This is a genomic window from Piscibacillus salipiscarius, assembly GCF_042685285.1.
GTDB classification, from domain to species: Bacteria; Bacillota; Bacilli; order Bacillales; family Alkalibacillaceae; genus Piscibacillus; species Piscibacillus salipiscarius.
Genome location: NZ_JBHUMZ010000007.1, coordinates 42,545 through 68,610, shown reverse-complemented (window position 1 = coordinate 68,610; position 26,066 = coordinate 42,545). Strand labels below are relative to the sequence as shown.

Here is a 26,066-nt window from a genome sequence, read left to right as displayed (position 1 = left end):
TAAGTTTAACATGGGGAAAGCATGAATTTTGATCGTAAAGAGGTCATTATTAAAGAAATAAAGTATTGGAAAGAGTCCAAACTTCTACCAGAAAAATATTGCGACTTTTTATTAATGCTATATACTCAGGGGGAAGGTAATTCGGAATCAGAAGTATCTAAGAAGCAGAGCAATATTTGGTATTATATTGACTTAACCTTCTTAGTGCTCTTACTCCCTGTTTCAACTTTTTTATTATTAAATGATGAATTTCAACAATGGGTTAAATTATTTGTTATAATTTTTACAGTAAGTATTGCATCTTTTCATATGTTGATCTTTTATAGATTGAATCAATTTATTTTCCATTTATCGATTATAGTCCTGTTATCTATTGTATTAACGGGATCATTAAATTTAAACATTATTTTTAATCTGGGTATTCATCCAGCATTAATAACTTTAATAAATTGTTTTGCTTGGATAACAATTGGTTTTTGGAAACGATTTAGTTATTTAATCTTATCAGGTATGACTGGTATTATAATTTTACTAATAAATTATTATGTTATATAAAATATTCACAATTTCTCCCTTTTAGTTTATGGATTTTTCGAGTAAAATAAATATAGTTTGAATTTATATCCGTATACATATAGCGCAACGAAGGAGGGCAAATAACATGAAGAAAAATTTAGTTATGCCATATGCACTTATTGCTTTACTAGGGATTGTTACAATGGTTGTAATGGGTGGAGTTGGACTAGCTCAAATGGACCAAGCAGAGGGTGAAGGTGGTAATGAAGGTACCCTGGATCCGGCAGAGTTAGTACAACAAAACAACTGTACATCTTGTCACGGTGCTGACCTAAGCGGTTCAGGTAATGCGCCTAACTTAAATACTGTTGGAGATCGTTATTCTAAAGAGGAATTAGTTGATATCATTAACAACGGTGTTGAAGGTAGTAACCTAATGACAGGTGATTATGCGAATGCTGAAGAAGCAGAAGTCATAGCCGAATGGCTGTTAAATGGGAAAGAGTAGAAAAGTAATGAAAAGTCCAGGACATATTCCATGTTTCTGGACTTTTTTAAACTGAAAGAGGATTTCATACAAATGACGAAAATTAATTTATCTAAACGATTAATGACTGTAGCAAACTACATACCGAAAGACACTAAAGTTTTAGCTGATATCGGTTCTGATCATGCCTATTTACCTTGTTACGTATGTTTAAAGCATGAACATGTAAATGCAATAGCTGGAGAAGTGAATGGAGGACCATTTGAATCGGCTCAACAGCAAGTCAATCAAATTGGGCTTAAAGGACAAATTGACGTTCGTTTGGGAGATGGACTCGACATATTAAAAGAGGGTGAAGCAGACACAATTGTCATTGCTGGAATGGGAGGATCACTTATCACGTCAATATTGGATAACGGTAGATCTAAACTATCTAATGTTAAACGACTAATCTTACAACCAAATATTGATGCACAATCTGTAAGGAGCTTTGCTAAGAATTACAATTTTAAAATAGTTGAAGAGGAAATCTTGGATGAAGAAGGCTATATTTATGAAATTGTTGTTTTGGAACCTGATAATCAGTCCACCCAATATACTCCTAAAGAGCTGTATTTAGGTCCAATATTACTCCTTAAGAAACCCGATGCTTTTTATAGAAAATGGGAAAATGTATTACATAAAAAAGAAAAAATTATTGAACAAATGAAGCAATCTACTAATGTTAGTAGTGAAAAACTTGAGGAATTCGTTCAACAAGTAAAATGGATTAAGGAGGAAATCAATTATGGCGACCGTTAAGGATGTCATTAACTTGCTTGAAGACTTCGCACCAAAATCTTATGCCTTTGAAGGGGATAAAATTGGTCTTCATGTAGGTAAGATGAATGCTAAAGTTTCTAAAGTAATGATTGCTTTAGATGTTTTAGAAAGTGTTGTTGATGAAGCGATTGAAAACGACGTCAATCTGATTGTTGCACACCATCCCCTTATTTTTAAACCTTTAAAAAAGATAGATCTAAATAGTGAAAAAGGAAGAATTATTCAAAAGTTGATAAAACATGATATATCTGTTTACGCTGCACATACGAATTTAGACATTGCAACAGGTGGCGTAAATGATATGCTTATGAATCAGCTTGGTATTAAGCATACAGATATTTTAGTTGAGACAGGGGAAGAACCTTTATTTAAGTTAGTGGTATTTGTCCCTCAAACTCATGAAGACCAACTAAGAGATGCTCTTTCTAATGCTGGAGCGGGACACATAGGGGATTACAGTCACTGTACATTTAATTCAACTGGAACAGGAACGTTTAAACCATTAGATGGTACTAACCCATATATAGGACAAAAAGGTGAACTCGAAAAAGTACAAGAAGTACGAATGGAAACAATTGTTCCTAAGTCGATTTTAAGAAAGGTGATAGATGCCTCAGTGGATGCTCATCCGTATGAAGAAATGGCCTATGATGTTTACCCAGTAGAATTACCAGGCATAAAGCGTGGATTAGGTAGAATTGGAAAGTTAGATCAACCTTTAGCACTTGAGGATTTTGCTGAGTATGTTAAAAAGTCATTCGATGTACCTTATGTAAGAATGGTGGGAGAACATTCTAAGAAAGTACAAACAATTGCTGTAATTGGTGGCGATGGAAATAAATATATTGATCAGGCTAAAATTAAAGGAGCAGATGTTTTAATTACAGGTGATTTGTATTACCATACGGCCCATGATGCACTTGGTATAGGATTAAATGTTATTGATCCTGGTCATCACATCGAGAAAGTTATGAAAAGCGAACTACTGAAAATCTTAAAAGAACGTAGTCAGGATTTAGATGTAGACTATATATCATCTTCCACAATCACAGAGCCGTTTACTTTTATCTAAAACAAGCAGGGGTTATTTTATAACCTCTGCTTGTTTTCTGTTTATTTTGAATCTTATAACTTATTTCCTCCATGTTGACATTTAAGATGTAACGTTGATAATCTTATTTAAAATGAAATAAGGGGGAGGATTAAAATAATGGTTTGGGAGCAAAAGTTTCAAAAAGAAGGTTTAACATTTGATGATGTTTTATTACTACCTTCTAAATCAGATGTGTTACCTCGAGAAGTTGACCTTAAAGTAGAGTTAACCGATTCACTAAAATTGAACGCACCGGTTATTAGTGCGGGTATGGATACGGTGACTGAAGCCAAAATGGCTATTGGAATGGCCCGTGAAGGTGGACTTGGGATTATTCATAAGAACATGTCCATCGAGGAGCAAGCTGATCAAGTTGATCAAGTTAAACGTTCTATTAGGGGAGTCATTACAAATCCATTCTTCTTAACGCCAGAGCATCAAGTTTACGATGCTGAACACCTAATGGGTAAATACCGCATCTCTGGAGTTCCAATTGTGGATGATGAAGATAACCAAAAACTAGTTGGCATCATTACAAATCGAGATTTAAGGTTTATTCAAGATTATTCATCTAGAATCGCTGATGTGATGACTAAAGAAGACTTAATTACTGCACCTGTTAATACGACATTAGAAGAAGCAGAGCATATCTTACAAGAACACAAAATTGAAAAGCTTCCTTTAGTAGATCAAGCTGGGACATTAAAAGGGTTAATCACCATTAAAGATATTGAAAAAGTTATTGAGTTCCCTCACTCAGCAGTTGATTCACAAGGGCGTCTAATCGTCGGTGCCGCTATTGGAGTGACTGGTGACGTGCTCGTTAGAGCTGAAAAATTAGTTGAAGCAGGAGTTGATGCTCTTGTCATTGATACAGCGCACGGTCACTCTCAAGGAGTTTTAGAGTCGATTAAAACAATTAGAGATGCCTTTCCAAACGTTAATCTGATTGCAGGTAATGTAGCTACTGCTGAAGCTACGCGAGAGTTAATACATGCTGGCGTAGATGTAGTAAAAGTCGGAATTGGACCAGGATCTATTTGTACAACAAGAGTCGTTGCAGGTGTTGGAGTACCGCAAATTACAGCTATTTATGACTGTGCATCTGAGGCTAGAAAGCATGGCGTACCTATCATAGCTGATGGTGGTATTAAGTTTTCAGGCGATTTAGTTAAGGCACTAGCAGCTGGTGGTCATGCTGTAATGCTTGGTAGTATGCTAGCAGGTACAAGTGAAAGCCCTGGACAAACTGAGATTTTCCAAGGCCGCAGATATAAAGTGTACAGAGGAATGGGCTCTGTTGGTGCAATGGAAAAAGGAAGTAAAGACCGATATTTCCAAGAGGAAAATAAAAAATTTGTCCCAGAGGGAATAGAAGGAAGAGTTCCTTATAAAGGTCCAGTTGCAGATACACTCTATCAGTTAGTTGGCGGGCTGCGCTCAGGCATGGGATATTGTGGTGCGTCAAATCTAAAGTCATTAAGAGAAGAAGCACAGTTCGTTAGAATAACAAACGCAGGACTAAAAGAAAGTCATCCACATGATGTACAAGTAACAAAAGAAGCTCCTAATTATTCATTTTAATTTTGTATTTTAAACCCCTTATAAAAAACGGAATCACTTCATATATCCTTGCTAATATGGAGCAAGAGTCTCTACCGGGTTGCCGTAAACAACCTGACTATGAAGGTAAGAATCTAGAATTCTGCCTTTGTAGCTACTTGAGGTGGAATTCTAGTTTTTTATATAGGGAAATAATGCGAGGTGTTTAAACATGAAGTCAATTGATGAAAAAATCATTGTACTGGATTATGGAAGTCAATACAATCAGCTCATCACTAGACGAATTCGTGAACAAGGCGTCTTTAGTGAACTAAAGCCTAATGACATAACAGCTAAGGAATTAAAGGGTTTAAATCCAACGGGAATCATTCTATCTGGAGGCCCAAATAGTGTATATGGAGATCAAGCCTTTACGATTGATCCTGAAATCTTTGAACTAAACATCCCCATTTTAGGTATTTGCTATGGGATGCAGCTTATGTCTTATCATTATGGCGGAAGTGTCGAACGTGCTGGTAGACGAGAATATGGAAGAGCAGTGATTAAGCGGTTAAATGATTCAGAGTTATTTTTAACGTTACCTGAAGAGCAGCAGGTTTGGATGAGCCACGGTGATCATGTCACAAAAGAGCCAGAAGGTTTTCAAGTGGATGCTTCAAATGAATCTTGTCCAATTGCAGCTATAAGTCATCCAGATAAAAAACTCTATGGTGTGCAATTTCATCCTGAAGTAAAACATTCAGAATATGGAAATGATTTACTTAAGAATTTTGTTTTAAATATTTGTGGTTGTTCCGGAAATTGGACAATGGAAAATTTTATTGAACTCGAAGTTGAAAAAATTAGAAATCAAGTACAAGATAAAAAGGTTCTTTGTGCGTTAAGTGGCGGTGTTGATTCATCCGTTGTCGCAGTCTTATTACACCGTGCTATTGGTGATCAACTAACATGTATCTTCGTTGACCATGGGTTACTTAGAAAGAATGAAGCAGAAGACGTCATGAAGATGTTTAGAGAAGGTTTTAATATAAATGTTATTAAAGTAGATGCTCAAGACCGGTTTTTAGGAAAATTAAAAGGTGTAGATGATCCTGAAGAAAAACGCAAAATCATCGGTAATGAGTTTATTTATGTATTTGAAGATCAAGCCTCAAAATTACATGACATTGATTATTTAGCTCAAGGAACACTCTATACTGATGTCATTGAAAGCGGAACTCAAACAGCACAGACGATTAAATCACATCATAACGTTGGCGGGTTACCAGAACGTATGAATTTTGACTTAATCGAGCCTTTAAATACTTTATTTAAAGATGAAGTTCGTGTACTAGGGGAAGAGCTTGGCATTCCAGAGCATATTGTATGGAGACAGCCATTTCCAGGACCTGGACTAGCAATTAGAGTATTAGGTGAAATTACTGAGGATAAACTTGAATTAGTTAAAGAATCTGATGCAATTTTACGTGAAGAAATTAAGCACGCTGGTTTAGACAGAGACGTATGGCAGTATTTCACAGTCCTACCAGGCATACAAAGTGTTGGAGTGATGGGGGATGAACGAACTTATGATCATGCAATCGGGATAAGAGCAGTAACATCCATTGATGGCATGACATCTGACTGGGCGAGAATCCCTTATGATGTTCTTGAAAAAATTTCAACGAGAATCGTTAATGAAGTCAAACATGTTAATCGAGTGGTTTATGACATAACAAGCAAGCCACCATCAACAATTGAATGGGAATAAACAAAATCCGGCTAAGGCCGGATTTTTTTAAGCGCGTTTTTTCTTTGTTGATTTAACTTTAGGTAAAATTTTATTATTTGTAACAAGTGATTCGCGTTCCCATGAACTCTCATCTTCATGATTATAATTTTCGATAAAGCGAATTACTTCTTTAGTAATTGGAGTTGGTGTTGAAGCGCCAGCCGTTACGGCAACTTTTTCGCAATCTTGAAGCCATTCCAACTTAATTTCAGAAACATCTGCAATTCGATAAGCTTCAGTTCCGGCAATTTGTTTAGAAACTTGGGCTAAACGGTTGGAGTTATTACTCATAGGGTCACCAACTACTAACGTTAAATCTGCATCCTTAGCTTGTTCAGCAACAGCTTCTTGTCTAACTTGCGTTGCCATACAAATTTCTTGAACCATTTCAGTCTGCGGATATAACTCTTTAACTTTTTGCATAACGTCATAAACATCCCATTGACTCATCGTCGTTTGGTTCGTTACGATAATTTTTGTATCTTCGTCAAAGTTTAACTCTTTAGCATCTTCTTCAGTTGTAATCAAATGAACGTGACCTGGCGCAACTCCAACGGCTCCTTCAGGTTCTGGATGACCTTTTTTACCAATATAAACAACTTCATATCCCTCTGAAACTTTTTCGCGAATCAAATCATGTGTGCGAGTCACATCAGGGCAAGTCGCATCAAGCACAGTTAATCCTTTACTTTCAGCAACTTCTTTTACTTCTGGTGAAACACCATGTGCTGTAAAGACGACCGTACCTTCATTAATATCTTTTAAAAGCTCTAAACGACTTTTACCTCGTTGATCTAATGTGACAATTCCTTCATCTTTAAAAGCTTTTGTTACATGACTATTATGAACGATCATTCCTAAAATGTAGATCGGTCTTGGTAAGTTTGGGTCTTTGGCAGCGTTGCTTGCAATGACCATGGCATCTACAACACCGTAACAATAGCCCCTTGGTGCAATTTTTATAACTTCCATGAAAATGGCCTCCCCATTTTATACTCTCTATGCTTATTATAAAGGCTATAAGCTTTATTGACAAAATGTTTATTCGGTGGCATTTAAAGTATGTCTCCTTTATAATAAATATTGTTAGGAATAAAGGAGAATGTAAAATGAATAGATATTTTCAATCATATCAATTAAGCCCTAATATGTTAACAGTTATACAGGGTTTAAGATTTAAACAACCTACTGAAATCCAGCATCGAGTTATACCAGCTGCTCTACGCTACGAAAACGTGATTGGGCAGTCACAAACTGGTACTGGTAAAACGCATGCTTATTTAATTCCGTTAATTGATCAGCTTAACTTAAACGAACAAACAACACAAAAAATGATTGTTGCCCCGACTCGTGAGTTAGCGATGCAAATTTTTCATGAAGTTAAAAAGATGCAGGATCATTCTGAACTTGAATTTACTTCACGTTTAGTCATTGGCGGAACTGATAAAGAGCGCGAACTTCAAAAGTTTCAGAAACAACCTCATTTAATTGTAGGGACTCCAGGAAGGATTTTAGACTTTATTGAAGAGAATGCCATTAACCCCTCAACTGTTAATAGTGTAGTAATTGATGAAGCGGATTTGCTTATTGATTTAGGCCTAATGGAAGAAGTAGACCAAATTGTAAGTCGTATGTATGCCGACGTTCAAACAATGGTGTTTTCAGCCACCGTCCCTAAAAAATTACAACCATTCTTGCGTAAATATTTAATTAATCCAAATTATATCGTGATAGACGATCAAGAGAATGCTTCTAAATTAGAACATCGATTAATTCCAAGGCGACACCGCCGGGCGGCTGATATAATTGTTGAAACATCTAAATTAATTCATCCATACATTGCATTAATTTTTGTCAATAAAAAGGAACACGCCGATGATTTAAGTAAAGATTTATTAGACAAAGGACTGGAAACGGGTGTAATACACGGTGGACTTAAGCCAAGAGAGCGTAAAAGAATGCTAAATGACTTACGTTCTTTAAAATATCAATATATTGTTGCTACAGATTTAGCAGCAAGAGGTATTGATATCCCGGGTGTTAGTCATGTATTTAATGCTGAATTTCCTCAAGATGTAGATACCTACATTCACCGTGTTGGTAGAACTGCAAGAGCAGGTAATGAAGGAACAGCTGTTACATTTTATGATGAGAAGGATTTGCCTATTATAGAAAAACTTGAAGAGACTGGGATCGAATTTCACAACTACGATATTAAAAAAGGCGAATGGGTGCCAGTTAAAGAATGGAACGTAAGAAAAAAACGAGAGCAGCAAGAAAACGAACTTGAAAAAGAAGCATGGAAAAAGGTTAGGAAACCAAAAAAGGTTAAACCTGGTTATAAGAAAAAAATGAAACAAGAAAAAGACCAAATTAAAAAACAACTAAAACGAGAGAAATTCCGAAAGATGAATAAAGGGAGGAGAAAGTAATGACATTAAAAATAGGTTCACACGTATCAATGAGTGGGAAGAAAATGCTTTTGGCTTCTAGTGAAGAAGCGGTTTCTTATGGTGCAAACACGTTTATGATTTATACAGGAGCTCCGCAAAATACGAGACGAAAAGATATTGAAGACCTTAACATCGAAGCAGGGCAAAATCATATGAAAGAAAACGGTATTGATGAATTTATTGTACATGCACCATACATTATTAACATAGGTAACACAACTAAACCTGCAACATTCAAGTTAGGCGTTGATTTCTTGCAATCAGAAATTGACCGAACAGAAGCTTTAGGGGCGAAACAAATTGTTTTACATCCTGGAGCTCATGTTGGAGCAGGAGCAGATGCTGGGATTGATAAAATTATTGAAGGGTTAAATGAAATTCTTCAAAAAGATCAAAACGTTCAAATCGCTCTAGAAACAATGGCTGGTAAAGGATCAGAGTGTGGACGTTCATTTGATGAAATTGCCAGAATTATTGATGGTGTCAAAAATAATCAACATCTATCCGTGTGTTTTGATACTTGTCACGTTCATGATGCAGGGTACGATATTGTAAATGATTTTGATGGAGTACTTAAAGAATTTGATGACACTATTGGCATAGAAAGAATGAAAGTTATTCATATTAATGACAGTAAAAATGAATGTGGTGCAAGAAAGGACCGACATGAAAATATTGGCTTTGGTCACATCGGGTTTGAAGCTATTCACCAAGTTGTCCATCACCCTGACTTAATGCATTTACCTAAAATTTTAGAGACGCCATATGTTGGTGAAGATAAAAAGAATAAAAAACCGCCTTATAAGTTTGAGATTGAAATGTTAAGAAATGGAACTTTTGATCAAGATCTCAAAGAAAAAATTATGAATCAATAATTACAATAAATGATCTAAATTATACTGTTTAGCAAGTTGATTCAATAGGCGTTCAGCTTGTTGTGCTTCTTGACGACCAATATGTTGTTCCACATATTGATAAGTTTTCGATCGGTCCTGTTTAGAAAATGGGTCGATCGATTCTTTTTTTATAAATTGGAGTAATTGGTTTGCTTGTTGTCTCGTTAACGAAATGCCGTACTGTTTGCTGTATTTCATCAATTCATCTGGGGTTGAAGCATACAATTTCGTTCGAATTAGATGCTTAAGCATGTAAAACTTCCTTTCAATAAAAGTCATCATTATGTATATGCTAAATATTAAAAAAATTGATCATTTCCAAAAATTACTTATGTAAAATTATTAAAACCTCACACACTATAAATACCACGTAGAAAGTGAGGTAAGATAATTATGGCTGATGATCAGTACCCAACAAGTTTTGATGATGATCAGGATTATTTTCCAAATAAAGGTGAAAAACAAAAAAAGGTCTATAAGGACTATAATGAATATGATGAAAGAGATCGTGGGTATGATACGGAGTTTGCAAGTGATGCTGCAACATTCAACCCAAATGAATTAGATGAAGAAAAAATTAAGAAAGAAGAGAAAGAAACGCGTTTTGAAGAACATGTTGATGCAGGTTGGGGTTGGATTGCGTTAGTTGTATCACTACTATCTTTCTTCGTATGGACGTTACTGTTTGCTGTAATTGGTGCTGTAATGGGCATCTACGCAAAAAGACGTGGTGCAGATACACTGGGTAACATTGCGATAGGTATTGCTATCTTAGCTGTCGCATTACGGTTATTCGTCTTTCCAATAATGTAAAAATAAAATCCCCTAAGATTAATGTCTTAGGGGATTTACTTTAGGCATTTTGTTTTTCTTCTTCTTGTTTTTTATAATGTTCTTCAGCTAATTTATCGACTTCTTTTTTAAGCTCCTCAACCATCGTTTCCTCAGGAACTTTTCGAATAATTTCTCCATGCCTGAATAATAGACCTTCACCACGCGCGCCTGCGATTCCAATATCAGCTTCACGTGCTTCACCTGGTCCATTAACAGCGCAACCCAGTACGGCTACTTTAATAGGTGCTTTAATCGTTTGTATATACTCTTCAACTTCATTTGCAATACTAATCAAGTCGATTTCAATACGGCCACAAGTAGGACATGAAATTAAAGTCGCTGCATTCGAAGCAAGACCGAAAGATTTTAATAGTTCTTTAGCTACTTTAACTTCCTCAACTGGATCTGCACTCAATGAAATGCGTAAAGTGCTTCCAATTCCTTTACTTAAAATAGCACCTAAACCGGCAGCACTTTTAACGGTTCCTGCAAAAAGTGTACCAGACTCGGTTATACCAAGGTGTAAAGGATAAGGTATAACTTCAGCAGCTTTTTCATAAGCTTCAATGGCTAATTTAACATCGGATGCTTTTAATGAGACAACGATGTCATGAAAGTCAAGGTCTTCTAAAATTTTGATATGACCTAATGCACTTTCAACCATTGCATCAGCTGTAGGGTATCCATATTTTTCTATTAAATGACGTTCTAATGAACCAGCGTTAACACCGATTCTAATCGGAATTCCTCTTCCTTTAGCAGCTTTAACAACTTCTTCAACGCGTTCGCGTTTACCGATATTTCCTGGATTGATGCGGATTTTATCCGCACCACCTTCAATGGCTTTTAATGCATATCTATAGTTGAAGTGTATATCTACAACAAGCGGAATATTAATTCGCTTCTTAATTTCTGGAATAGCATCTGCAGCTCGATCATCCGGACAAGCAACACGAACGACCTGGCATCCAGCTTCTTCTAAGCGATGTATTTCATTTACTGTAGCTTTAACATCATGAGTTTTCGTTGTGGTCATTGATTGAATAACAACTTCGTCTTTTCCACCAATAATTAAATCCCCGACTTTTACGGGCCTTGTATCTTTGCGGTGAATAATCGTAGACATTGCTACAACTCCCCTTTTTGTCTTAAGAAAGTACTTAATATATTTCACTAACATTGATAATAACATAAAATTAATGGATTATGCTATTAGACCTAACTGTTATAATAATAAATATGTCATTAATTTTCCAAAAAGAAGCTCACAAAAATGTTATGGAGGGGGAAGTACGGTGTTAGAAAGCTATTTAGGGGTTTTAATTATAACATTTTTAGCCATGTTCTTTATGATAGGAGAACTATTGGTCAAGTTAAAAGGGCTTGGCATGGTTCTTGGGATCGGATTTATAACGTTTTATTTTTTAGGCCAATCACCAACCTACAACGTATGGATCATGGCGTTTGTCTTTGTAGTAGGTTTAACCTTAATTGTGTTTGATGGTAAATGGATTAATGATGGAACATTAGGAGTTATAGGCTTGGTACTTGTTTTACTATCGGTTGCCTTCGCCGCAACAAGTTTTACACATGCACTATATAGTGTAGCTGGTGTCTTATTAGGAAGCTTCTCGAGTTTATTTTTAATGAAAGCTTTACCAAGAAGAGATATGTGGTCAAAAGTCGCTTTGTTAGATCAATTAACAAGCGAGCAGGGTTATAATTCTTTGAATGAAAGCTATAAGGACTTGCTTCATAAAGAGGGAGTAGCAATTACCGTGTTAAGACCTTCTGGAACAATTAAAGTACATAACCAAGAGTATAGTGCTGTTACAAAATCAAAATGGGTTGAGAGAGGTAAGCGAGTTAAAATCACCTCAGTTGATGGTACTAAAATAGAAGTAGAAGAAGTAGAATAAAGCGTTTGTTATTTCTAATAATAAAGTCAGTGGGTTATTCTGATGAAAAACTTGTTGTCAAAATAATAGTATAACCAGTGATTAAAAATGAAATGTAAAGTTTATGTAAATTTTAGCTTAACTTTATTTACATTATCATTGGACGGGAATAGAATAGAACTCGGCTTACAAGTACTAGAACTAACGAGGTGACTTTATGAATGTACAAGAAATGATATTTTTATTTATCGGTGGATTAGGTATTTTCTTATTTGGTATTAAATATTTAGGCGAGGGTCTACAAAAATCAGCAGGCGATAAATTAAGAGACATTCTAGACAGGTTTACAACAAATCCGTTCATGGGTGTTCTAGCAGGTGCAGTCGTAACCGTATTAATTCAATCTAGTTCAAGTACCACTGTGTTGACGATTGGTTTAGTTAACGCAGGTTTTATGACATTCAGACAAGCTATTGGAGTCATCATGGGTGCTAATATCGGTACTACAGTAACTGCATTCATAATAGGGATCGATATAAAAGCTTATGCATTACCAATTTTAGCACTAGGTACATTACTTATTTTCTTCTTTAAGAACAAACGAATTAATTATTTAGGTCAAACCATTTTTGGACTTGGTGCTCTCTTCTATGGATTAGAATTGATGGGTGATGGGATGAAACCTCTAAGGTCTCTAGAGACTTTCCAGGAACTAACCATTAATATGAGTGAAATTCCATTATTAGGGGTCGCCGTAGGAACAATTTTCACAGTTATTGTTCAAAGCTCTTCAGCTACAATCGGTATTTTACAGCAATTACACGCTGAGGGAGCGATCGAATCACTAAATGCGGTTTTACCAGTATTATTTGGTGATAACATTGGTACAACAGTAACAGCTTTAATTGCTGCGATTGGAGCGAGTGTTGCAGCGAAACGTGCAGCAGCTGTTCACGTGTTATTCAACTTAATTGGAGCAACGATTTTCTTAATATTATTAACACCATTTACACATTTAGTAGAATGGTTCAGAGATATGTTAATGTTGGAACCTAAAATGACAATTGCTTTTGCTCATGGGATTTTCAACTTATCTAATGTTATTATACAGTTTCCATTTATAGCATTAATAGCGGTTCTAGTGACAAAAATCATTCCTGGTAAAGATACTGTAATTGATTATAAACCTAAACATTTGGACCCTATTTTTATTCAACAGTCTCCATCCGTAGCTGTTGCTCAAGCTAAAGAGGAAGCTATTCATATGGGGGAAATTGCTGTACATGGATTAAAAGAGACTCAGCAATTTTTAAATAATAATCAGAATAAGCACGCTGAGGTTGCTTACCAATTAGAAGATGCGATTAATAACCTAGATAAGAAAATTACAAATTATTTAGTACAAGCATCAAGTTCTATTTCAGAATCTGATTCGGCAGCACACTCATCAGTTGTCGATATTGTAAGAGACATTGAACGTATAGGGGACCACTTCGAAAATATTGTAGAGTTAATTGAGTACCGTATTACAAACAAAGTGAATATGACAGAGCAGGCATATGAAGATATGAATGAGATGTTTAATCTAACCATTGAAACAGTTTCACAAGCCATAGAAGCATTTAGTGAAATGGACGAAGAAAAAGCGATGTCTGTTATTAAGCAAGAAGACCAGATCGATTCAATGGAACGTAAATTCCGTAAAAAACACATTTTACGTCTAAATGAAGGATTATGTTCAGGTTCAGCAGGGATCGTATTTGTAGATATAATTAGTAACTTAGAACGTATAGGGGACCACGCTCTTAACATTGCACAAGAAGTGGTAGGGAAGAAAGAAGATTAATAATCAATCAACCCGCACCTAATTAAAGGTGCGGGTTAATAAACATTTTAGTTAAAACTTATGATAAATAATATTGACAACATAACATTTACATGATAAATTATATCTCGTCGTCATTATTTATCGATGTACAAACTTAATATTCCAGCGTAGCTCAGTGGTAGAGCAATCGGCTGTTAACCGATCGGTCGCAGGTTCGAATCCTGCCGCTGGAGCCATGGCGGTGTAGCTCAGCTGGCGAGAGCGTACGGTTCATACCCGTGAGGTCGGGGGTTCGATCCCCTCCGCCGCCACCAAATACATATTTGACCGGAGCAAGCTTGACCGTTTGTCAATTACATATTTATTTTACGATCATGGCGGTCGTGGCGAAGTGGTTAACGCACCGGATTGTGGCTCCGGCATTCGTGGGTTCGATTCCCACCGATCGCCCCATTTAAACTGAATATCTGGACCCTTAGCTCAGCTGGTTAGAGCTATCGGCTCATAACCGATCGGTCGCAGGTTCGAGTCCTGCAGGGTCCACCATTGATTCGGAGGAGTACCCAAGTCCGGCTGAAGGGAGCGGTCTTGAAAACCGCCAGGGGCTTCACGGCCCGCGGGGGTTCGAATCCCTCCTCCTCCGCCATCATTATCCAACAAGCTATAATGCTTGTTTTTTTAATGTTTAAAAACAAAAAATAAGGTAATTGAACAAATAGAAACAATAAATGCTAGAAATGATGCAAAAATCTTGCATGGAATGGCTAGCATTGGTAATCTTTAATTAGTGGGGTATTTCCCCATATAAAGTTAAAGGAGGAATCTCATTATGGCTAAATTTGAACTACCAGAATTACCATACGCTTATGATGCATTAGAACCACACATTGACAAGGAAACAATGAACATTCACCACACGAAACACCACAACACTTATGTGACAAAATTAAACGCAGCACTAGAAGGCCATGCAGATCTTCAAGATAAGTCTCTAGAAGAACTTTTAGGAAACTTAGATTCACTTCCAAGCGACATTCAAACAGCAGTTCGCAATAACGGTGGTGGCCACGCTAACCACAGCTTATTCTGGACTGTTTTATCACCTAATGGTGGAGGTTCACCAACTGGTGAATTAGCAGACAAAATCAACCAAGCTTTCGGAAGCTTTGATGAATTCAAAGAGAAATTTGGTGCAGCAGCAACTGGACGTTTCGGTTCAGGCTGGGCATGGTTAGTTGTTAAAAATGGTGAATTAGAAATCACATCTACTCCTAACCAAGACACACCTATTATGGAAGGTGTAACACCTATCTTAGGACTTGATGTTTGGGAGCACGCTTATTACCTTAAATATCAAAATAAGCGCCCAGATTATGTAGCGGCATTCTGGAATGTAGTAAACTGGGATGAAGTTGCTAAACGTTATGAAGAAGCAAAATAAATAATTATAATATGTAGAAGAAGCTAGTCTTGAGGGCTAGCTTCTTCTTTTTTGTGTTTATGTAAACGTATAGACTAACTGCTTTTGTTAAAAATATAGGTTAGGAAATGAGGGATATTATGTTTTCTAACCGTTTATCTGATGTTAGTGACAATGAGAAGAAAAATCTTCGATTGTTATTAATAATTGGTTTATTATATACACTTGGAATTTACTTATCTAATATATTTGTAAACATCTTTCTTTGGAAACAAACAGAAGACTTATTACTATTAGCACTGTACAACCTTTGTATTTATTTAGCTCAAACGCTAATATTTGTTTTAATTGGAAAGTGGGTAAAACGAATAGATCGTGTCATTATTTTGAGGGCTGGTATCTTTGTTATTTCAGTCTTTTTTATTTCTGTTTTATTATTAAGTACACAAGCTTCTGAATTATTTTATGTATTAGGAGTTCTTATTGGTACAGGATATGGGCTGTTTTGGTTAGCTTATAATATTTTAATTTTTGAAGTGACGGAGCCGTACACTAGGGATTTCTTTAATGGTATGTTCGGGGCTTTGCAATCTTTAAGTGGAATTGTGGGTCCAGTTTCTGCTGGTTGGATCATTACTTTTTTGACTGGTTATAAAGGATATCTAACCGTTTTCTTCATCTCATTTGTGTTATTTATATTAGCGATTATTTTTAGCATATTCCTGGAAAGAAGATCTGTTGAAGGAAAATATAATATTCGTTCGGTCATACGTGAAGGAAAGGAAAATAAACAATGGTTTTGGATGTTAACAGCACATTTATTTCAAGGAATGAGAGAAGGCGTATTTTTATTTCTGATCGGCTTGTGGGTTTATATGGGAACGCAAAGTGAAATGATTGTTGGAATCTATAATATGATTTATGCAATTGCTTCATTTGTGATGTACCAAGTTGTTGCAAAAATCGTCAAGCCAGACAATAGGAAAATCCTAATATTGATTGGGAGTATTTTTCTTTTCATTTCAGTGTTTTGGCTCCTTAAATCAGATGCTGCATTAGATTATTATATTTATGCAGGAATTTTAGGGGTATTTTTACCATTATTCTTCGCTCCGTATACGTCGGTTTCATATGATGTGATTGGACAAGCAAAAAATGCTGGGGAGTATAGAGTAGAATACATTATATTTAGGGATATCGTATTAAATAGCGGACGAACCTTTTCACTCATATTGTTCATTTTAGGATTATATACAATTTCTGAAAGCGATTGGATGAGATATTCTGTTATTCTTTTTGGAGTTGGGTATTTGATTTCTGGAATTATTGTTTTCAGAATTCATAACTTAAAGCATCACTCTTCATGAATATTTTTTGAAATGCCTTTAGCCATGTCAGGAAGGATGATATAATAATTAATAGAGATAAAATGGGGAGGAGAAGGCATTGGGAGAAAAGAAAAAGAGTAAATCACATTTACCTCTTCGTTTAAATGTGCTATTTTTCGTCATTTTTATTTTGTTTTCTGTACTAATTTTACAATTAGGGGTTGTGCAAATACTTCATGGAGAAGATGCACAAGCTGAAATAGATCGTACTGAAAATGTTACGTCTAAAACATCAGTACCAAGAGGAAAAATGTATGATCGTAACGGGGAAATTGTAGTAGATAATGAACTTAAATATGCCATTACTTACACTCCTCAGCGAAATGTTCAACCAGAAGACAATTTGAGAATTGCTGAAAAATTAATTAATTATATGTCAATGGACACAGATTCAGTAAGAGAACGAGACATGAAGGACTACTATATTCTGAAAAATAAAACTGAAGCTTATTCCAAATTATCTGATGAAGAAAAGGCACTCAGTGATAGTGAACAGTATCAATTGGTGTTAGACCGTATCACCAAGAAAGATTTAAATTCCATTAGCGATCAAGAGATGGAAGTCATCGCTATTAAGCGAGAGCTAGATCAGGCAACGCAACTTACGCCTCACGTCATAAAAAACGAAAATATCACTAAGAAAGAGTATGCTATTATTGCGGAGAACGCTCATAATATTCCAGGTATCAGTGTTTCTGTTGATTGGGAGCGGGTAAAAGTTCATCACCCCACACTTTCTAATATTATTGGTAATATTACAACTCGTGAGCAAGGATTACCACGTAGTGAAATAAATAAATATTTAGCTAACAATTATAAAATGAACGACCGTGTAGGTGAAAGTGGATTGGAGCAAGAGTACGAAGCCCATTTGCAAGGTCAGAAAGAGATTCGCAGACACGTGACGAATTCAAGCGGAGAAGTAATCAAAAGTGAGTTAGTACGTGAAGGCGCACGTGGTAAAGATTTAATGCTTTCTATAGATTTGGACCTACAGAAAAAATTGGATAAAATTGTCAAGGAAGAATTAAATTATGCCATAAAGAAATTTCCTTATGAGAATAGACACTTAAATACTGCTACAGCTGTTGCACTTGATCCTAATACTGGTGAGATTCTTGCAATTTCAGGTCAGTTCTATGATCGAGAAAAGAAGGAATTTAGTAATCAACCATACAGAGTACTGTATAATCAATATTTGCCTGGTTCAACTGTTAAAGGGGCTACGGTGCTTGCTGGTTTGGATGCAGGAGTAATCAAACCAGGAACCACCTTTACTGACCAACCATTAAGGTTTGTAGGTTCAGAAGATTTTGTATCATATAAAAGTTTAGGCAATGTAAATGACATTGAAGCATTGAAGCGTTCATCTAATATCTATATGTATAGAACAGCCATGAGGCTCGGAGGGCATTGGAATTACACCCCTAACCAAAAGCTTGATTATAACGGTAAAGGTTATCAACTACTTTCCAATTATATGAAACAATTTGGTTTAGGAGCTAAAACTGGAGTAGATTATCCTTATGAAGCCATAGGTGTACGAGGCAGTGATAGTTATGACTATGTTAGAGGGTCCCAAGTAATGCATATGGCTATTGGACAATTTGAAGCTTATACAACAATGCAGTTAGGGCAATATATATCAACTATCGCTAATGACGGCTACCGTATTACACCTAGATTGGTGAAGCAACTACACAATCCTTCCGATACTGAAGAACTTGGCAGTGTTTATGAGGTTAATAAGCCAGAAGTGTTAAACAGAATAGAAATGAAAGATCAATATTTAAATCGAGTTCAAGAAGGTTTCAGGCAAGCATTTCAAGAAGTAGGGGGTACAGCTTGGCGGTTGTTCAATGACGCTCCTTATAATCCTGCGGGGAAAACTGGTACTGCAGAGGCAGTTGCAGGTAAAGAAGTGACTTATAATTTATCATTAATTGGCTATGCACCTTATGATAACCCAGAAGTAGCCTTTGCCACAATCATTCCAGATGTTGGTCAAGATTATAGTGATCATGAAGGAAATATAAATCTTAAAATTGGAAGAAGACTTTTAGACGCTTACTTTGACTTAAAGGAAAAACGACAATCAGGTGACCAAGAAGCGGACGAAAATGAAAAAGTTGAAGAAGAATAAATGACATCACTAAAAAACGAGGCTTACTAAGTGAACAGTAAGCCTCGTTTTTTAATTTAATATATCTTTTTCTCAGTAATTACAGCGTCAACAGGTAAATCATATTCATCATGAGGGACGTGTTTAACAACTTGTTGTTCCATCGCGAGCGATATTTTGGATTGATGGTATTTGGATAAATACCGATCATAATAACCGCCACCATATCCAATACGATAGCCTTGATGATCAAAAAGTAAACCCGGCACAACCATTAAATCAATGTCAGAAGGTTTGACTAATTTATTGGGATCTTCTTTAGGCTCATATAGATCTAAATAAACATTTTCTAACTCATGTTGATTTGTAAAAATATAAAAATTCATTTCATGACTTTCTGGTTTGCACTTTGGCACAACTATTTGCTTACCTTGTTTCCATCCGTGTTCGATAATAGGGAGGGTGCTAAGTTCAATTTCTCTAGCAATCGTCATCGCTATTACCTCAGAATTCTTCCACCATTCTGACTCGTAAAGTTTGGTAGAGATTTGATCTAAGTAATGTTTTCGGTCTTCTTTTGAAATATGTTTTAATAAACGTTTACTAAGAACTCGAAATGTATCTTTATACATGTCATCCCTACTTTTTTAGTTAATGATATAAAAAAACAGCAGGAGAAGCTCCCTACTGTTTATTTCGTTTCACGGTGAAGCGTATGTTGTTTTTCTCTTGGGCAATACTTTTTCATTTCAATACGTTCAGTGTTCGTACGTTTATTTTTAGTAGTGTAATAATTACGATCACCACATTCAGTACATGCTAAAGTTACTTGTACACGCATGTAAATCCCTCCATTTCTGCAATAACAATCATTTTCGACTACATCATCATACCAAATTGCGACAGATTATTCAAGAATGAATTGTCGTTTAAGTCTAATCATGCTTGATTCTAATTTTTGTTAAGAAATGTTAAACTAGTTAATAGGAATAGAGTAGTATAATAGAGGTGAACAACAATGATTACAGTATTCATAACACTAATCATCATTAGTCTTGTATTATTTGGTTTATCCTTTTTCATGAATAATAGATTTGATGAATTAGATAAGCAAATCGAGGATCTTTCTATATCTTCCATGCAGGAAGGATACATATTAAAAAATAAAATTAAAGTTTTAGAGGAAGAGCTATTGATTGATCCGTATGCATCTTATCCCAACACAACTAATAAACAGATCAAGGGCGCTTCAAGTGTCCAAAAGGAACCAGCTGTTGTGTCTCAGGTTAGAAATTTAAGTGAACAAGGGTATTCTATAGAGAGTATAGTACAGAAAACAGGATTGCGAGAAGAAGATGTAAGAGTTATTGTTGAGCAAAATAAAAAGAATGAAGCATTTAAGTAAGGAGTCATAATCATGAAGCCACTAGTACAAGCATTTTCAATTGGCTTATTCACCGCAACAGTCATTATAGGTATTGTGTTTTTTCAAATTGAAGATTCAAGTGGTCAGACAACATCTGATCAAAATGAATTGACGGAAAACCAAGCCAGACAACATCTTGAAGAAAATGGTTACGCAGTTATAGAACAAAGTGAGTATGAGAAGTTAGTGCGCGAAAGGCAGCATTTAAAAACAAAAATTGAAAATCAAAGTGACCAGACTGAATCAGGTGATAATCAGTCTAATTCTGAAAGTGTTAAAATTTATCAATTTAAAGTAAATAGCGGCATGTCGTTAAGTGAATTAGCATCACAACTTGAAGAGTTGAATATAATTGATGATGCGGAGTCATTTAGTCAATTCATGGAAAACAACAATTATAGTCGAAATGTCCAATTAGGAGAATTTGAATTACATAACCGCTTAACATATGAACAAATTGCCAATATATTAACAAAAAATGATGATGAATAGACGTGCAGGTGAGGGTTTAGAGGGGTTGTTATTTTGTATGTAACTGAAAAATTCAAGTTAATGAAAATTTTAAGCCATCTGTTAGATGAAAACTATCGTCTCATTTACCAATCTAAAGATCGTGATGAATATATATTACAACGATATGATCGTAATCATAACCATATAGTAAGGTTACTTCATCGTACTTATGATTGGTCCAATCAATTAAAAAGAGACTTAGAACAGAGAATTTCCTCTATAATAAAGCAGAAAAGAATATTAAAAGGTAAGCATGTGCACCTTCACTTTATTTATATATCTGATTTAGTACCTGTTGACAATTGGGAAAGCATGAAAAGATCGATGCCAGTGCGTCACCATAAAGCGATGGATGTAACCGTCTATTATTTAGATGAACTCTCACGTGAAGAAGAGTGGTCAAGAATATCGGATCAGTTACCTGACGTTAATGACCAGTTAATGTTAAATATGCCCGATCTTGAGGAACAGGGACAGCAATCCATATATTTAGAGCAAAGCGTCCAAGCCAAACTTTTTAAAGAGAAAAAAGCGTTTGAAAAAGTTTTTTCTTATGGAAAGTCACGTTTAACGTTATTATTACTAGTAATAAATATAATCATTTTTATGTTTGTTGAGAATAGCGGTGGGAGCACTAATGTAGAAAACCTGGTTAAATGGGGGGCTAAATTTAATCCATTCATAGCTCAAGGAGAGTATTGGCGAATCATCACATCGATGTTTCTCCATATTGGTCTGATTCATTTATTAATGAATATGATTGCGCTATATTATTTAGGTGAGGTAACAGAGAAAATTTATGGCACAAAGCGTTTTCTTGTTATATATTTTATAGCAGGAATATTCGGAAGTATTGCAAGCTTTGCAACTAATGATTCAGTCTCTGCTGGAGCATCAGGTGCAATCTTCGGATTGTTTGGAGCGCTTTTATTTTTTGGGATGCATTATCGAGATATCTTTTTTAAGACAATGGGTGTTAACTTAATGGTTGTGATTGGCATTAACATCGTATTCGGTTTGTCCGTCCCTCAAATTGATAATGGGGCTCATATCGGTGGATTAGTTGGAGGCTTTATTGCATCGCAAATCGTTCATTTACCACAAAAGAAATCACCATTATTACAAGTCATTTCAGGTATTGCTGCTATTATCATAATTGGAATATTGTTTAATATGGGATTAGCAAGAGTAAAGTAGTCATAAAAGGAAGATTATTTATGAATAATATAATAGACGTAAGACATTTACTGAAACGCTTTGGGATTTTTGTTTATATTGGCGATCGTTTGGCAGATCTAAATTTAATGGAAGATGAAATAAAAGCTTTACATGATAGTCAATTGATTAACTCTAAAGAATACACTCAGGCATTACTCATTATTAAAAATGAGAAGAAAGAACTAGAATAATTTTTAAGAAATTGCGTTATAATACTTGAATTTAAGGGTATATGAGTTAATAATATATTTTGTGAAACTTTTCTTTCTCATAATCGTCTAATATAAAGGAAAAAGAAAACTTGGAGGTTCATCTTATGGAACGCATAAAAAGAATACCATTATTTATCATTGCAGCAGTCTTAGTAGGATTAAAAACATATCTTGTATATCGCTTTTATTTCAATTTATCCATCGAGTCTATTTTTCAAGAAATCATTTTGTTTATAAATGCGTTTGCTTTTAGCTTCTTTGTGTTTTCAATTGGGGTTTGGTTTAAAGAAAGAAGACAGAAGAAGTTTATATATATTACAACAATTGCTATGACATTTATTGTGATTGCAAACTTGATGTACTATCGCAACTTTACTGATTTCATAACCTTACCTACTTTAATGCAGGTCAATAACGCTGGTGACTTAGGCGGTAGTATGTTATCGCTAGTGCACATTGAAGACATCTTTTTAATTCTCGATGTTGCGTTAATTTTTTATTTCGCTAAAAAGGAAGCTTTTCCTATAGATGCATTTTCGACAATGTTTAAACGTCGAATCATTACTGTAGGCTTATCAGTTTTAGCTCTTAATTTAGTATTAGCTGAGATTGAACGCCCAATGCTATTTAAAAGAGGCTTTGACCGTGAATATTTGGTTAAGAATGTAGGGCTATTCACATTCCACGGTTATGACGCTGTCATTACAGCATCTATGCAATCAAAAAGACTTTTCGCAGATGGATCAGAGTTTAATGAAATTGAAGAATATGTTGATAATAAGGTAACAGATACTAAAAAGGCTGACCAAAAAGTAGACTTGAAAGGAATTGCAGAGGGTAAAAATATAGTATACATCGCTGTGGAATCCATGCAACAATTCGTCATTAACAGGGAAGTTAATGGAGAAGAGGTAACGCCTTTCTTAAATGATTTAATTCAAGATAGTTATTACTTTGATAATTACTATCATCAAACTGCATTAGGCAAAACATCTGACCATGAGTTCTTATTAGACAATAGTCTTTACCCATTACCTAATAGTGCAGCATTTTTTACTCATGCTCAGAATGAATATTACGCATTACCTGAAATTATTAATGAAGAAAAGAATTATCAATCATATGTCTTCCACGCTAATAATGCAAGTTTCTGGAACCGAAATGTGATGTATGAAACATTAGGTTATAATCAATTTTTCGATGTGGAAAGCTATGAGTTTACAAAAGAGGATAATATCGGCTGGGGCTTAAATGATAAAATGTTCTTTGAACAGTCTGTCGATATCTTAAAAGAACAACAAGATCCTTATTACGCTAAATTTATAACTTTAACAAACCATTTTCCGTTTGATATTCCTGAATCAGAGGCTTCGCTGCCACTTTATGAATCAGATTCTGTAACGCTAAACCAATACTTTCAAACGGTTCGTTATACTGATGAAGCAATTAAAGAATTTTTTGATAAAATGAAAGAAGAAGGAATGTACGAGGATACAATATTTATCCTTGGTGGAGACCACTACGGGGTTCCTTCTTATCATAATGAAGAACTAGGTGAGTATCTGGGTAAAGAGATCACTCCATATGAAGATGCTAAATTACAACGAGTACCTTTCATTATTCACATTCCTGGACATGATGGTGATCGTACGATTTCAACTCTAGTTGGGCAAATTGATTATAAACCGACTGTTCTAAATTTATTAGGAATTAATTTAAATGAAGACATTCGGTTTGGAAGTAATATGTTTAACGAGCCAAAAGATCGTAAAGACTTCATCGCATTTAGAGATGGCCGCGTAATTGGCACCGAGCATTCCTATGCCGGTGGTGTGTGTTATGATAACGAAACAGGGAAACAAGTTGAGGAAGTAAATTGTGAACCTCTTCGTGAAAAAGCATCGAAAGAATTGAATTACTCAGATGAGATTATATACGGTGACTTACTTCGTTTTTACGACTTTGAGACTGGTAAGGTTACTAAAACAGAAGAAGAGAAGTAAATAAGAATAAAAAAAGTAGGGCTGTAACTTGAGCAGTCCTGCTTTTTTTAGTATCTTAAAGTTACTGAATACATATTGGAGTGTGACGAATGAGCCAAGTCATTTATAAACTAGACAACATTTATAGACGCATCTTAACAAATATCAATATTGAAATTCATAAAGGGGACCGTGTAATGCTATTTGGTCCTTCAGGGTCAGGAAAATCAACGCTACTGCACCTATTTAATCGGCTAGACGATCCTGAACAAGGTTCGATTTTTTATAATGGTAAAAATATTAACGAACAAGATATAACGACTTTAAGAAAAAATGTGGGTTTAGTTTTACAACAACCTTATCTTTTTCCAGAAACGGTAAAAGATAACTTAATGTATGGTCCGAAATTATTTAATGATTGGAACCCTGATGAGGCGAGAACATTATTAGAATATGTCAATTTACCTGAGTCTTACTTGGATAAACCAGTAGATGAACTATCTGGAGGAGAGAAACAACGAGTCTCTTTAGCTAGGACCTTAGCTAATAAACCAGAGATTCTATTATTAGATGAACCAACAAGTGCATTAGATGACCAAAACATTGAACAAATTGAACAAGATTTAATTAATTTGATTCAACATAACGATTTGACAGTCATAATGGTTACACACAATCTCGAGCAGGCCAAACGTTTAGGAAATAGAGGAATTTATTTAGAAAATGGAAAGATTGTTGAAGAAGGATTGCTGCCAGATATGTTAGATCGACCTGAAACAGAGGCATTAAAGAATTTTACTACGAATCACTAGGAGGTACTTATGGAAAGAGATGTTTCAAATTTTTCATTACTTGTGCTAATTGTCTTTGTGATGATTCCCTTTACGATTTCTTACTTTTATCAGTTAGGTTTAAAAAAGGATATTCTTTGGTCATCAATTCGTGGCGCTATCCAGCTATTCTTAATAGGTTTAATTCTTACATATTTGTTTAATTTAAACCCTTTTATAGGTATTCCAATTATGCTTAGTGTGATGATTACTATTGCAACGTTTCATGCAAGAAAGAAAGGTAAAGAGCTTCCAAATGTATTTATAACAATTTTGGGTGGACTCATTGTCATTGAAGTATTTGTACTAGCCTTATGGTTGGGTTTTGACATGGTGTCATTTACACCTGAAGAAATCATTCCAATGAGTGGGATGGTGATTGGGAATAGCATGGTTGCAATGGGGCTATCTTTAGAGAGAATGAAATCTGAATTCAGTACGAATAGGGGGAAAATATTAGCAGCTTTGTCTTTAGGTGCAACCCCAAAACAAGCGTCACATCTATCTGTTAGGAGAACTTTAAATGCGGCATTAATACCAAATATTGATCAACTTAAAACAATCGGTTTAGTGCAATTACCGGGTATGATGACAGGCCTTATTTTAGGTGGGGTTGAACCCATAGTTGCGATCAAATATCAATTAGTCATTTCAATAAGTATTTTTTCATCTGTATCAGTTAGTGCGATTATTGTTTCATTAGTAATGTATCGCTTCTTCTATAATGAAAGGATGCAAATTGTGGATCTCGAAGAAGTGTAAAATAAAAACGGCTAACCGTTATTGTTAGCCGT

General features: G+C 35.3%; 26 protein-coding genes, 5 tRNA genes and 1 riboswitch. Of the genes, 26 read left to right on the top strand and 5 right to left on the bottom strand.

Annotation, left to right across the window (positions count from 1 at the left end):
- Positions 1-21: 21 nt before the first annotated feature.
- The 6 genes from ACFSW4_RS01080 to guaA all read left to right on the top strand — a co-directional run bounded on the left by ACFSW4_RS01080 (position 22) and on the right by guaA (position 6,231).
- The gene (locus ACFSW4_RS01080; protein ID WP_377326902.1) at positions 22-555 is read left to right on the top strand and encodes a hypothetical protein; all 534 of its coding nucleotides are present in this window, start codon (positions 22-24) and stop codon (positions 553-555) included.
- Positions 556-661: 106 nt separating this feature from the next.
- Positions 662-1,024 carry a c-type cytochrome gene (locus ACFSW4_RS01075; protein ID WP_054752992.1) on the top strand — a complete coding sequence of 121 codons (363 nt, stop codon included), beginning with the start codon at positions 662-664 and terminating at the stop codon, positions 1,022-1,024.
- Positions 1,025-1,096: 72 nt separating this feature from the next.
- The gene (locus ACFSW4_RS01070) at positions 1,097-1,804 is read left to right on the top strand and encodes a tRNA (adenine(22)-N(1))-methyltransferase (protein WP_377326900.1); all 708 of its coding nucleotides are present in this window, start codon (positions 1,097-1,099) and stop codon (positions 1,802-1,804) included.
- Positions 1,791-2,897, top strand: coding sequence for a Nif3-like dinuclear metal center hexameric protein (locus ACFSW4_RS01065; protein ID WP_377326898.1), 1,107 nt, complete (start codon positions 1,791-1,793; stop codon positions 2,895-2,897). The genes ACFSW4_RS01070 and ACFSW4_RS01065 overlap by 14 nt, the downstream gene beginning before the upstream one ends.
- 138 nt (positions 2,898-3,035) lie before the next feature.
- Positions 3,036-4,502, top strand: a complete 1,467-nt coding sequence (gene guaB / locus ACFSW4_RS01060) for an IMP dehydrogenase (RefSeq protein WP_377326896.1) — start codon at positions 3,036-3,038, stop codon at positions 4,500-4,502.
- Between the two features lie 18 nt (positions 4,503-4,520).
- Positions 4,521-4,622: riboswitch (purine riboswitch) on the top strand.
- Positions 4,623-4,692: 70 nt separating this feature from the next.
- Complete coding sequence (gene guaA, locus ACFSW4_RS01055; RefSeq protein ID WP_377326894.1) at positions 4,693-6,231, top strand: glutamine-hydrolyzing GMP synthase; 1,539 nt, start codon at positions 4,693-4,695, stop codon at positions 6,229-6,231.
- Positions 6,232-6,258: 27 nt separating this feature from the next.
- On the opposite strand, the gene ACFSW4_RS01050 is transcribed toward guaA, so the two are convergent.
- Positions 6,259-7,224 carry a 4-hydroxy-3-methylbut-2-enyl diphosphate reductase gene (locus ACFSW4_RS01050; RefSeq protein WP_054752987.1) on the bottom strand — a complete coding sequence of 322 codons (966 nt, stop codon included), beginning with the start codon at positions 7,222-7,224 and terminating at the stop codon, positions 6,259-6,261.
- 137 nt (positions 7,225-7,361) lie between these two features.
- Between ACFSW4_RS01050 and ACFSW4_RS01045 the strand changes: the two genes are divergently transcribed.
- Together ACFSW4_RS01045 and ACFSW4_RS01040 are read left to right on the top strand one after the other, a co-directional pair.
- The gene (locus tag ACFSW4_RS01045; protein ID WP_377326891.1) at positions 7,362-8,684 is read left to right on the top strand and encodes a DEAD/DEAH box helicase; all 1,323 of its coding nucleotides are present in this window, start codon (positions 7,362-7,364) and stop codon (positions 8,682-8,684) included.
- Positions 8,684-9,580, top strand: coding sequence for a deoxyribonuclease IV (locus ACFSW4_RS01040; protein WP_377326889.1), 897 nt, complete (start codon positions 8,684-8,686; stop codon positions 9,578-9,580). Before ACFSW4_RS01045 ends, ACFSW4_RS01040 begins: the two co-directional genes overlap by 1 nt.
- Here the strand turns inward: ACFSW4_RS01040 and ACFSW4_RS01035 are convergent, their stop codons facing one another.
- Entirely contained in the window at positions 9,581-9,853 is a 273-nt protein-coding gene (locus ACFSW4_RS01035; protein WP_377326887.1) for a DUF2624 family protein, read from the bottom strand.
- A 141-nt stretch (positions 9,854-9,994) separates the two neighbouring features.
- On the opposite strand from ACFSW4_RS01035, the gene ACFSW4_RS01030 reads away from it, so the two are divergent.
- Entirely contained in the window at positions 9,995-10,414 is a 420-nt protein-coding gene (locus ACFSW4_RS01030) for a hypothetical protein (RefSeq protein WP_377326885.1), read from the top strand.
- Positions 10,415-10,454: 40 nt separating this feature from the next.
- Here the strand turns inward: ACFSW4_RS01030 and ispG are convergent, their stop codons facing one another.
- Positions 10,455-11,561, bottom strand: a complete 1,107-nt coding sequence (ispG, locus tag ACFSW4_RS01025) for a flavodoxin-dependent (E)-4-hydroxy-3-methylbut-2-enyl-diphosphate synthase (RefSeq protein WP_054752981.1) — start codon at positions 11,559-11,561, stop codon at positions 10,455-10,457.
- 169 nt (positions 11,562-11,730) lie between these two features.
- Between ispG and ACFSW4_RS01020 the strand changes: the two genes are divergently transcribed.
- From ACFSW4_RS01020 to ACFSW4_RS00975, 10 genes are all read left to right on the top strand, one after another.
- Positions 11,731-12,354: an NfeD family protein gene (locus ACFSW4_RS01020; RefSeq protein WP_377326883.1), complete on the top strand. Its 624-nt coding sequence runs from the start codon at positions 11,731-11,733 to the stop codon at positions 12,352-12,354.
- Between the two features lie 196 nt (positions 12,355-12,550).
- Positions 12,551-14,179 carry a Na/Pi cotransporter family protein gene (locus ACFSW4_RS01015; protein WP_377326881.1) on the top strand — a complete coding sequence of 543 codons (1,629 nt, stop codon included), beginning with the start codon at positions 12,551-12,553 and terminating at the stop codon, positions 14,177-14,179.
- 143 nt (positions 14,180-14,322) lie between these two features.
- A tRNA-Asn gene (locus ACFSW4_RS01010) sits at positions 14,323-14,397 on the top strand.
- 1 nt (position 14,398) lies between these two features.
- Positions 14,399-14,475, top strand: a tRNA-Met gene (locus ACFSW4_RS01005).
- 63 nt (positions 14,476-14,538) lie between these two features.
- Positions 14,539-14,614 (top strand) — tRNA-His (locus tag ACFSW4_RS01000).
- Positions 14,615-14,630: 16 nt separating this feature from the next.
- Positions 14,631-14,707: transfer RNA gene (locus tag ACFSW4_RS00995), tRNA-Ile, on the top strand.
- Positions 14,708-14,714: 7 nt separating this feature from the next.
- Positions 14,715-14,807, top strand: a tRNA-Ser gene (locus ACFSW4_RS00990).
- A gap of 183 nt (positions 14,808-14,990) precedes the next feature.
- A complete protein-coding gene (locus tag ACFSW4_RS00985; RefSeq protein WP_054752980.1) occupies positions 14,991-15,602 on the top strand; it encodes a superoxide dismutase in 612 nt (203 codons plus the stop codon).
- A gap of 119 nt (positions 15,603-15,721) precedes the next feature.
- A complete protein-coding gene (locus ACFSW4_RS00980; protein ID WP_377326879.1) occupies positions 15,722-16,948 on the top strand; it encodes an MFS transporter in 1,227 nt (408 codons plus the stop codon).
- A gap of 79 nt (positions 16,949-17,027) precedes the next feature.
- Positions 17,028-19,112 carry a peptidoglycan D,D-transpeptidase FtsI family protein gene (locus ACFSW4_RS00975; protein ID WP_377326877.1) on the top strand — a complete coding sequence of 695 codons (2,085 nt, stop codon included), beginning with the start codon at positions 17,028-17,030 and terminating at the stop codon, positions 19,110-19,112.
- Between the two features lie 56 nt (positions 19,113-19,168).
- Here the strand turns inward: ACFSW4_RS00975 and ACFSW4_RS00970 are convergent, their stop codons facing one another.
- The gene (locus ACFSW4_RS00970; RefSeq protein WP_377326875.1) at positions 19,169-19,723 is read right to left on the bottom strand and encodes a 5-formyltetrahydrofolate cyclo-ligase; all 555 of its coding nucleotides are present in this window, start codon (positions 19,721-19,723) and stop codon (positions 19,169-19,171) included.
- A gap of 59 nt (positions 19,724-19,782) precedes the next feature.
- On the bottom strand, positions 19,783-19,932 hold the full coding sequence (gene rpmG / locus ACFSW4_RS00965; RefSeq protein ID WP_054752974.1) for a 50S ribosomal protein L33: 150 nt from the start codon (positions 19,930-19,932) through the stop codon (positions 19,783-19,785).
- A 177-nt stretch (positions 19,933-20,109) separates the two neighbouring features.
- Here rpmG and ACFSW4_RS00960 point away from each other — a divergent pair, with 177 nt between their 5' ends.
- The 7 genes from ACFSW4_RS00960 (at position 20,110) to ACFSW4_RS00930 (ending at position 26,034) form a co-directional block, all read left to right on the top strand.
- Entirely contained in the window at positions 20,110-20,496 is a 387-nt protein-coding gene (locus ACFSW4_RS00960; RefSeq protein ID WP_377326873.1) for a hypothetical protein, read from the top strand.
- 12 nt (positions 20,497-20,508) lie between these two features.
- Positions 20,509-21,009 carry a hypothetical protein gene (locus ACFSW4_RS00955; RefSeq protein WP_377326871.1) on the top strand — a complete coding sequence of 167 codons (501 nt, stop codon included), beginning with the start codon at positions 20,509-20,511 and terminating at the stop codon, positions 21,007-21,009.
- Between the two features lie 33 nt (positions 21,010-21,042).
- A complete protein-coding gene (locus ACFSW4_RS00950) occupies positions 21,043-22,227 on the top strand; it encodes a rhomboid family intramembrane serine protease (protein WP_377326869.1) in 1,185 nt (394 codons plus the stop codon).
- Positions 22,228-22,247: 20 nt separating this feature from the next.
- Positions 22,248-22,439, top strand: coding sequence for a YqgQ family protein (locus ACFSW4_RS00945; protein WP_377326868.1), 192 nt, complete (start codon positions 22,248-22,250; stop codon positions 22,437-22,439).
- A 125-nt stretch (positions 22,440-22,564) separates the two neighbouring features.
- Entirely contained in the window at positions 22,565-24,463 is a 1,899-nt protein-coding gene (locus ACFSW4_RS00940; protein WP_377326867.1) for an LTA synthase family protein, read from the top strand.
- An 89-nt stretch (positions 24,464-24,552) separates the two neighbouring features.
- Positions 24,553-25,254: an ABC transporter ATP-binding protein gene (locus ACFSW4_RS00935; protein WP_054752966.1), complete on the top strand. Its 702-nt coding sequence runs from the start codon at positions 24,553-24,555 to the stop codon at positions 25,252-25,254.
- 9 nt (positions 25,255-25,263) lie between these two features.
- Complete coding sequence (locus ACFSW4_RS00930) at positions 25,264-26,034, top strand: ABC transporter permease (protein WP_054752964.1); 771 nt, start codon at positions 25,264-25,266, stop codon at positions 26,032-26,034.
- Positions 26,035-26,066 lie beyond the last annotated feature (32 nt).

Coding starts and splice junctions, on each gene's coding strand:
- ACFSW4_RS00940 (WP_377326867.1), top strand. CDS start 22,565: ATGGAACGCATAAAAAGAATACCATTATTTATCATTGCAGCAGTCTTA.
- guaA (WP_377326894.1), top strand. CDS start 4,693: ATGAAGTCAATTGATGAAAAAATCATTGTACTGGATTATGGAAGTCAA.
- ACFSW4_RS00935 (WP_054752966.1), top strand. CDS start 24,553: ATGAGCCAAGTCATTTATAAACTAGACAACATTTATAGACGCATCTTA.
- ACFSW4_RS01075 (WP_054752992.1), top strand. CDS start 662: ATGAAGAAAAATTTAGTTATGCCATATGCACTTATTGCTTTACTAGGG.
- ACFSW4_RS01080 (WP_377326902.1), top strand. CDS start 22: ATGAATTTTGATCGTAAAGAGGTCATTATTAAAGAAATAAAGTATTGG.
- ACFSW4_RS00970 (WP_377326875.1), bottom strand. CDS start 19,723: ATGTATAAAGATACATTTCGAGTTCTTAGTAAACGTTTATTAAAACAT.
- ACFSW4_RS01050 (WP_054752987.1), bottom strand. CDS start 7,224: ATGGAAGTTATAAAAATTGCACCAAGGGGCTATTGTTACGGTGTTGTA.
- ACFSW4_RS01040 (WP_377326889.1), top strand. CDS start 8,684: ATGACATTAAAAATAGGTTCACACGTATCAATGAGTGGGAAGAAAATG.
- rpmG (WP_054752974.1), bottom strand. CDS start 19,932: ATGCGTGTACAAGTAACTTTAGCATGTACTGAATGTGGTGATCGTAAT.
- ACFSW4_RS01035 (WP_377326887.1), bottom strand. CDS start 9,853: ATGCTTAAGCATCTAATTCGAACGAAATTGTATGCTTCAACCCCAGAT.
- ACFSW4_RS01065 (WP_377326898.1), top strand. CDS start 1,791: ATGGCGACCGTTAAGGATGTCATTAACTTGCTTGAAGACTTCGCACCA.
- ACFSW4_RS00985 (WP_054752980.1), top strand. CDS start 14,991: ATGGCTAAATTTGAACTACCAGAATTACCATACGCTTATGATGCATTA.
- ACFSW4_RS01045 (WP_377326891.1), top strand. CDS start 7,362: ATGAATAGATATTTTCAATCATATCAATTAAGCCCTAATATGTTAACA.
- ACFSW4_RS01070 (WP_377326900.1), top strand. CDS start 1,097: ATGACGAAAATTAATTTATCTAAACGATTAATGACTGTAGCAAACTAC.
- ACFSW4_RS00955 (WP_377326871.1), top strand. CDS start 20,509: ATGAAGCCACTAGTACAAGCATTTTCAATTGGCTTATTCACCGCAACA.
- ACFSW4_RS01015 (WP_377326881.1), top strand. CDS start 12,551: ATGAATGTACAAGAAATGATATTTTTATTTATCGGTGGATTAGGTATT.
- guaB (WP_377326896.1), top strand. CDS start 3,036: ATGGTTTGGGAGCAAAAGTTTCAAAAAGAAGGTTTAACATTTGATGAT.
- ACFSW4_RS01030 (WP_377326885.1), top strand. CDS start 9,995: ATGGCTGATGATCAGTACCCAACAAGTTTTGATGATGATCAGGATTAT.
- ACFSW4_RS00930 (WP_054752964.1), top strand. CDS start 25,264: ATGGAAAGAGATGTTTCAAATTTTTCATTACTTGTGCTAATTGTCTTT.
- ACFSW4_RS00945 (WP_377326868.1), top strand. CDS start 22,248: ATGAATAATATAATAGACGTAAGACATTTACTGAAACGCTTTGGGATT.
- ACFSW4_RS00960 (WP_377326873.1), top strand. CDS start 20,110: ATGATTACAGTATTCATAACACTAATCATCATTAGTCTTGTATTATTT.
- ispG (WP_054752981.1), bottom strand. CDS start 11,561: ATGTCTACGATTATTCACCGCAAAGATACAAGGCCCGTAAAAGTCGGG.
- ACFSW4_RS00980 (WP_377326879.1), top strand. CDS start 15,722: ATGTTTTCTAACCGTTTATCTGATGTTAGTGACAATGAGAAGAAAAAT.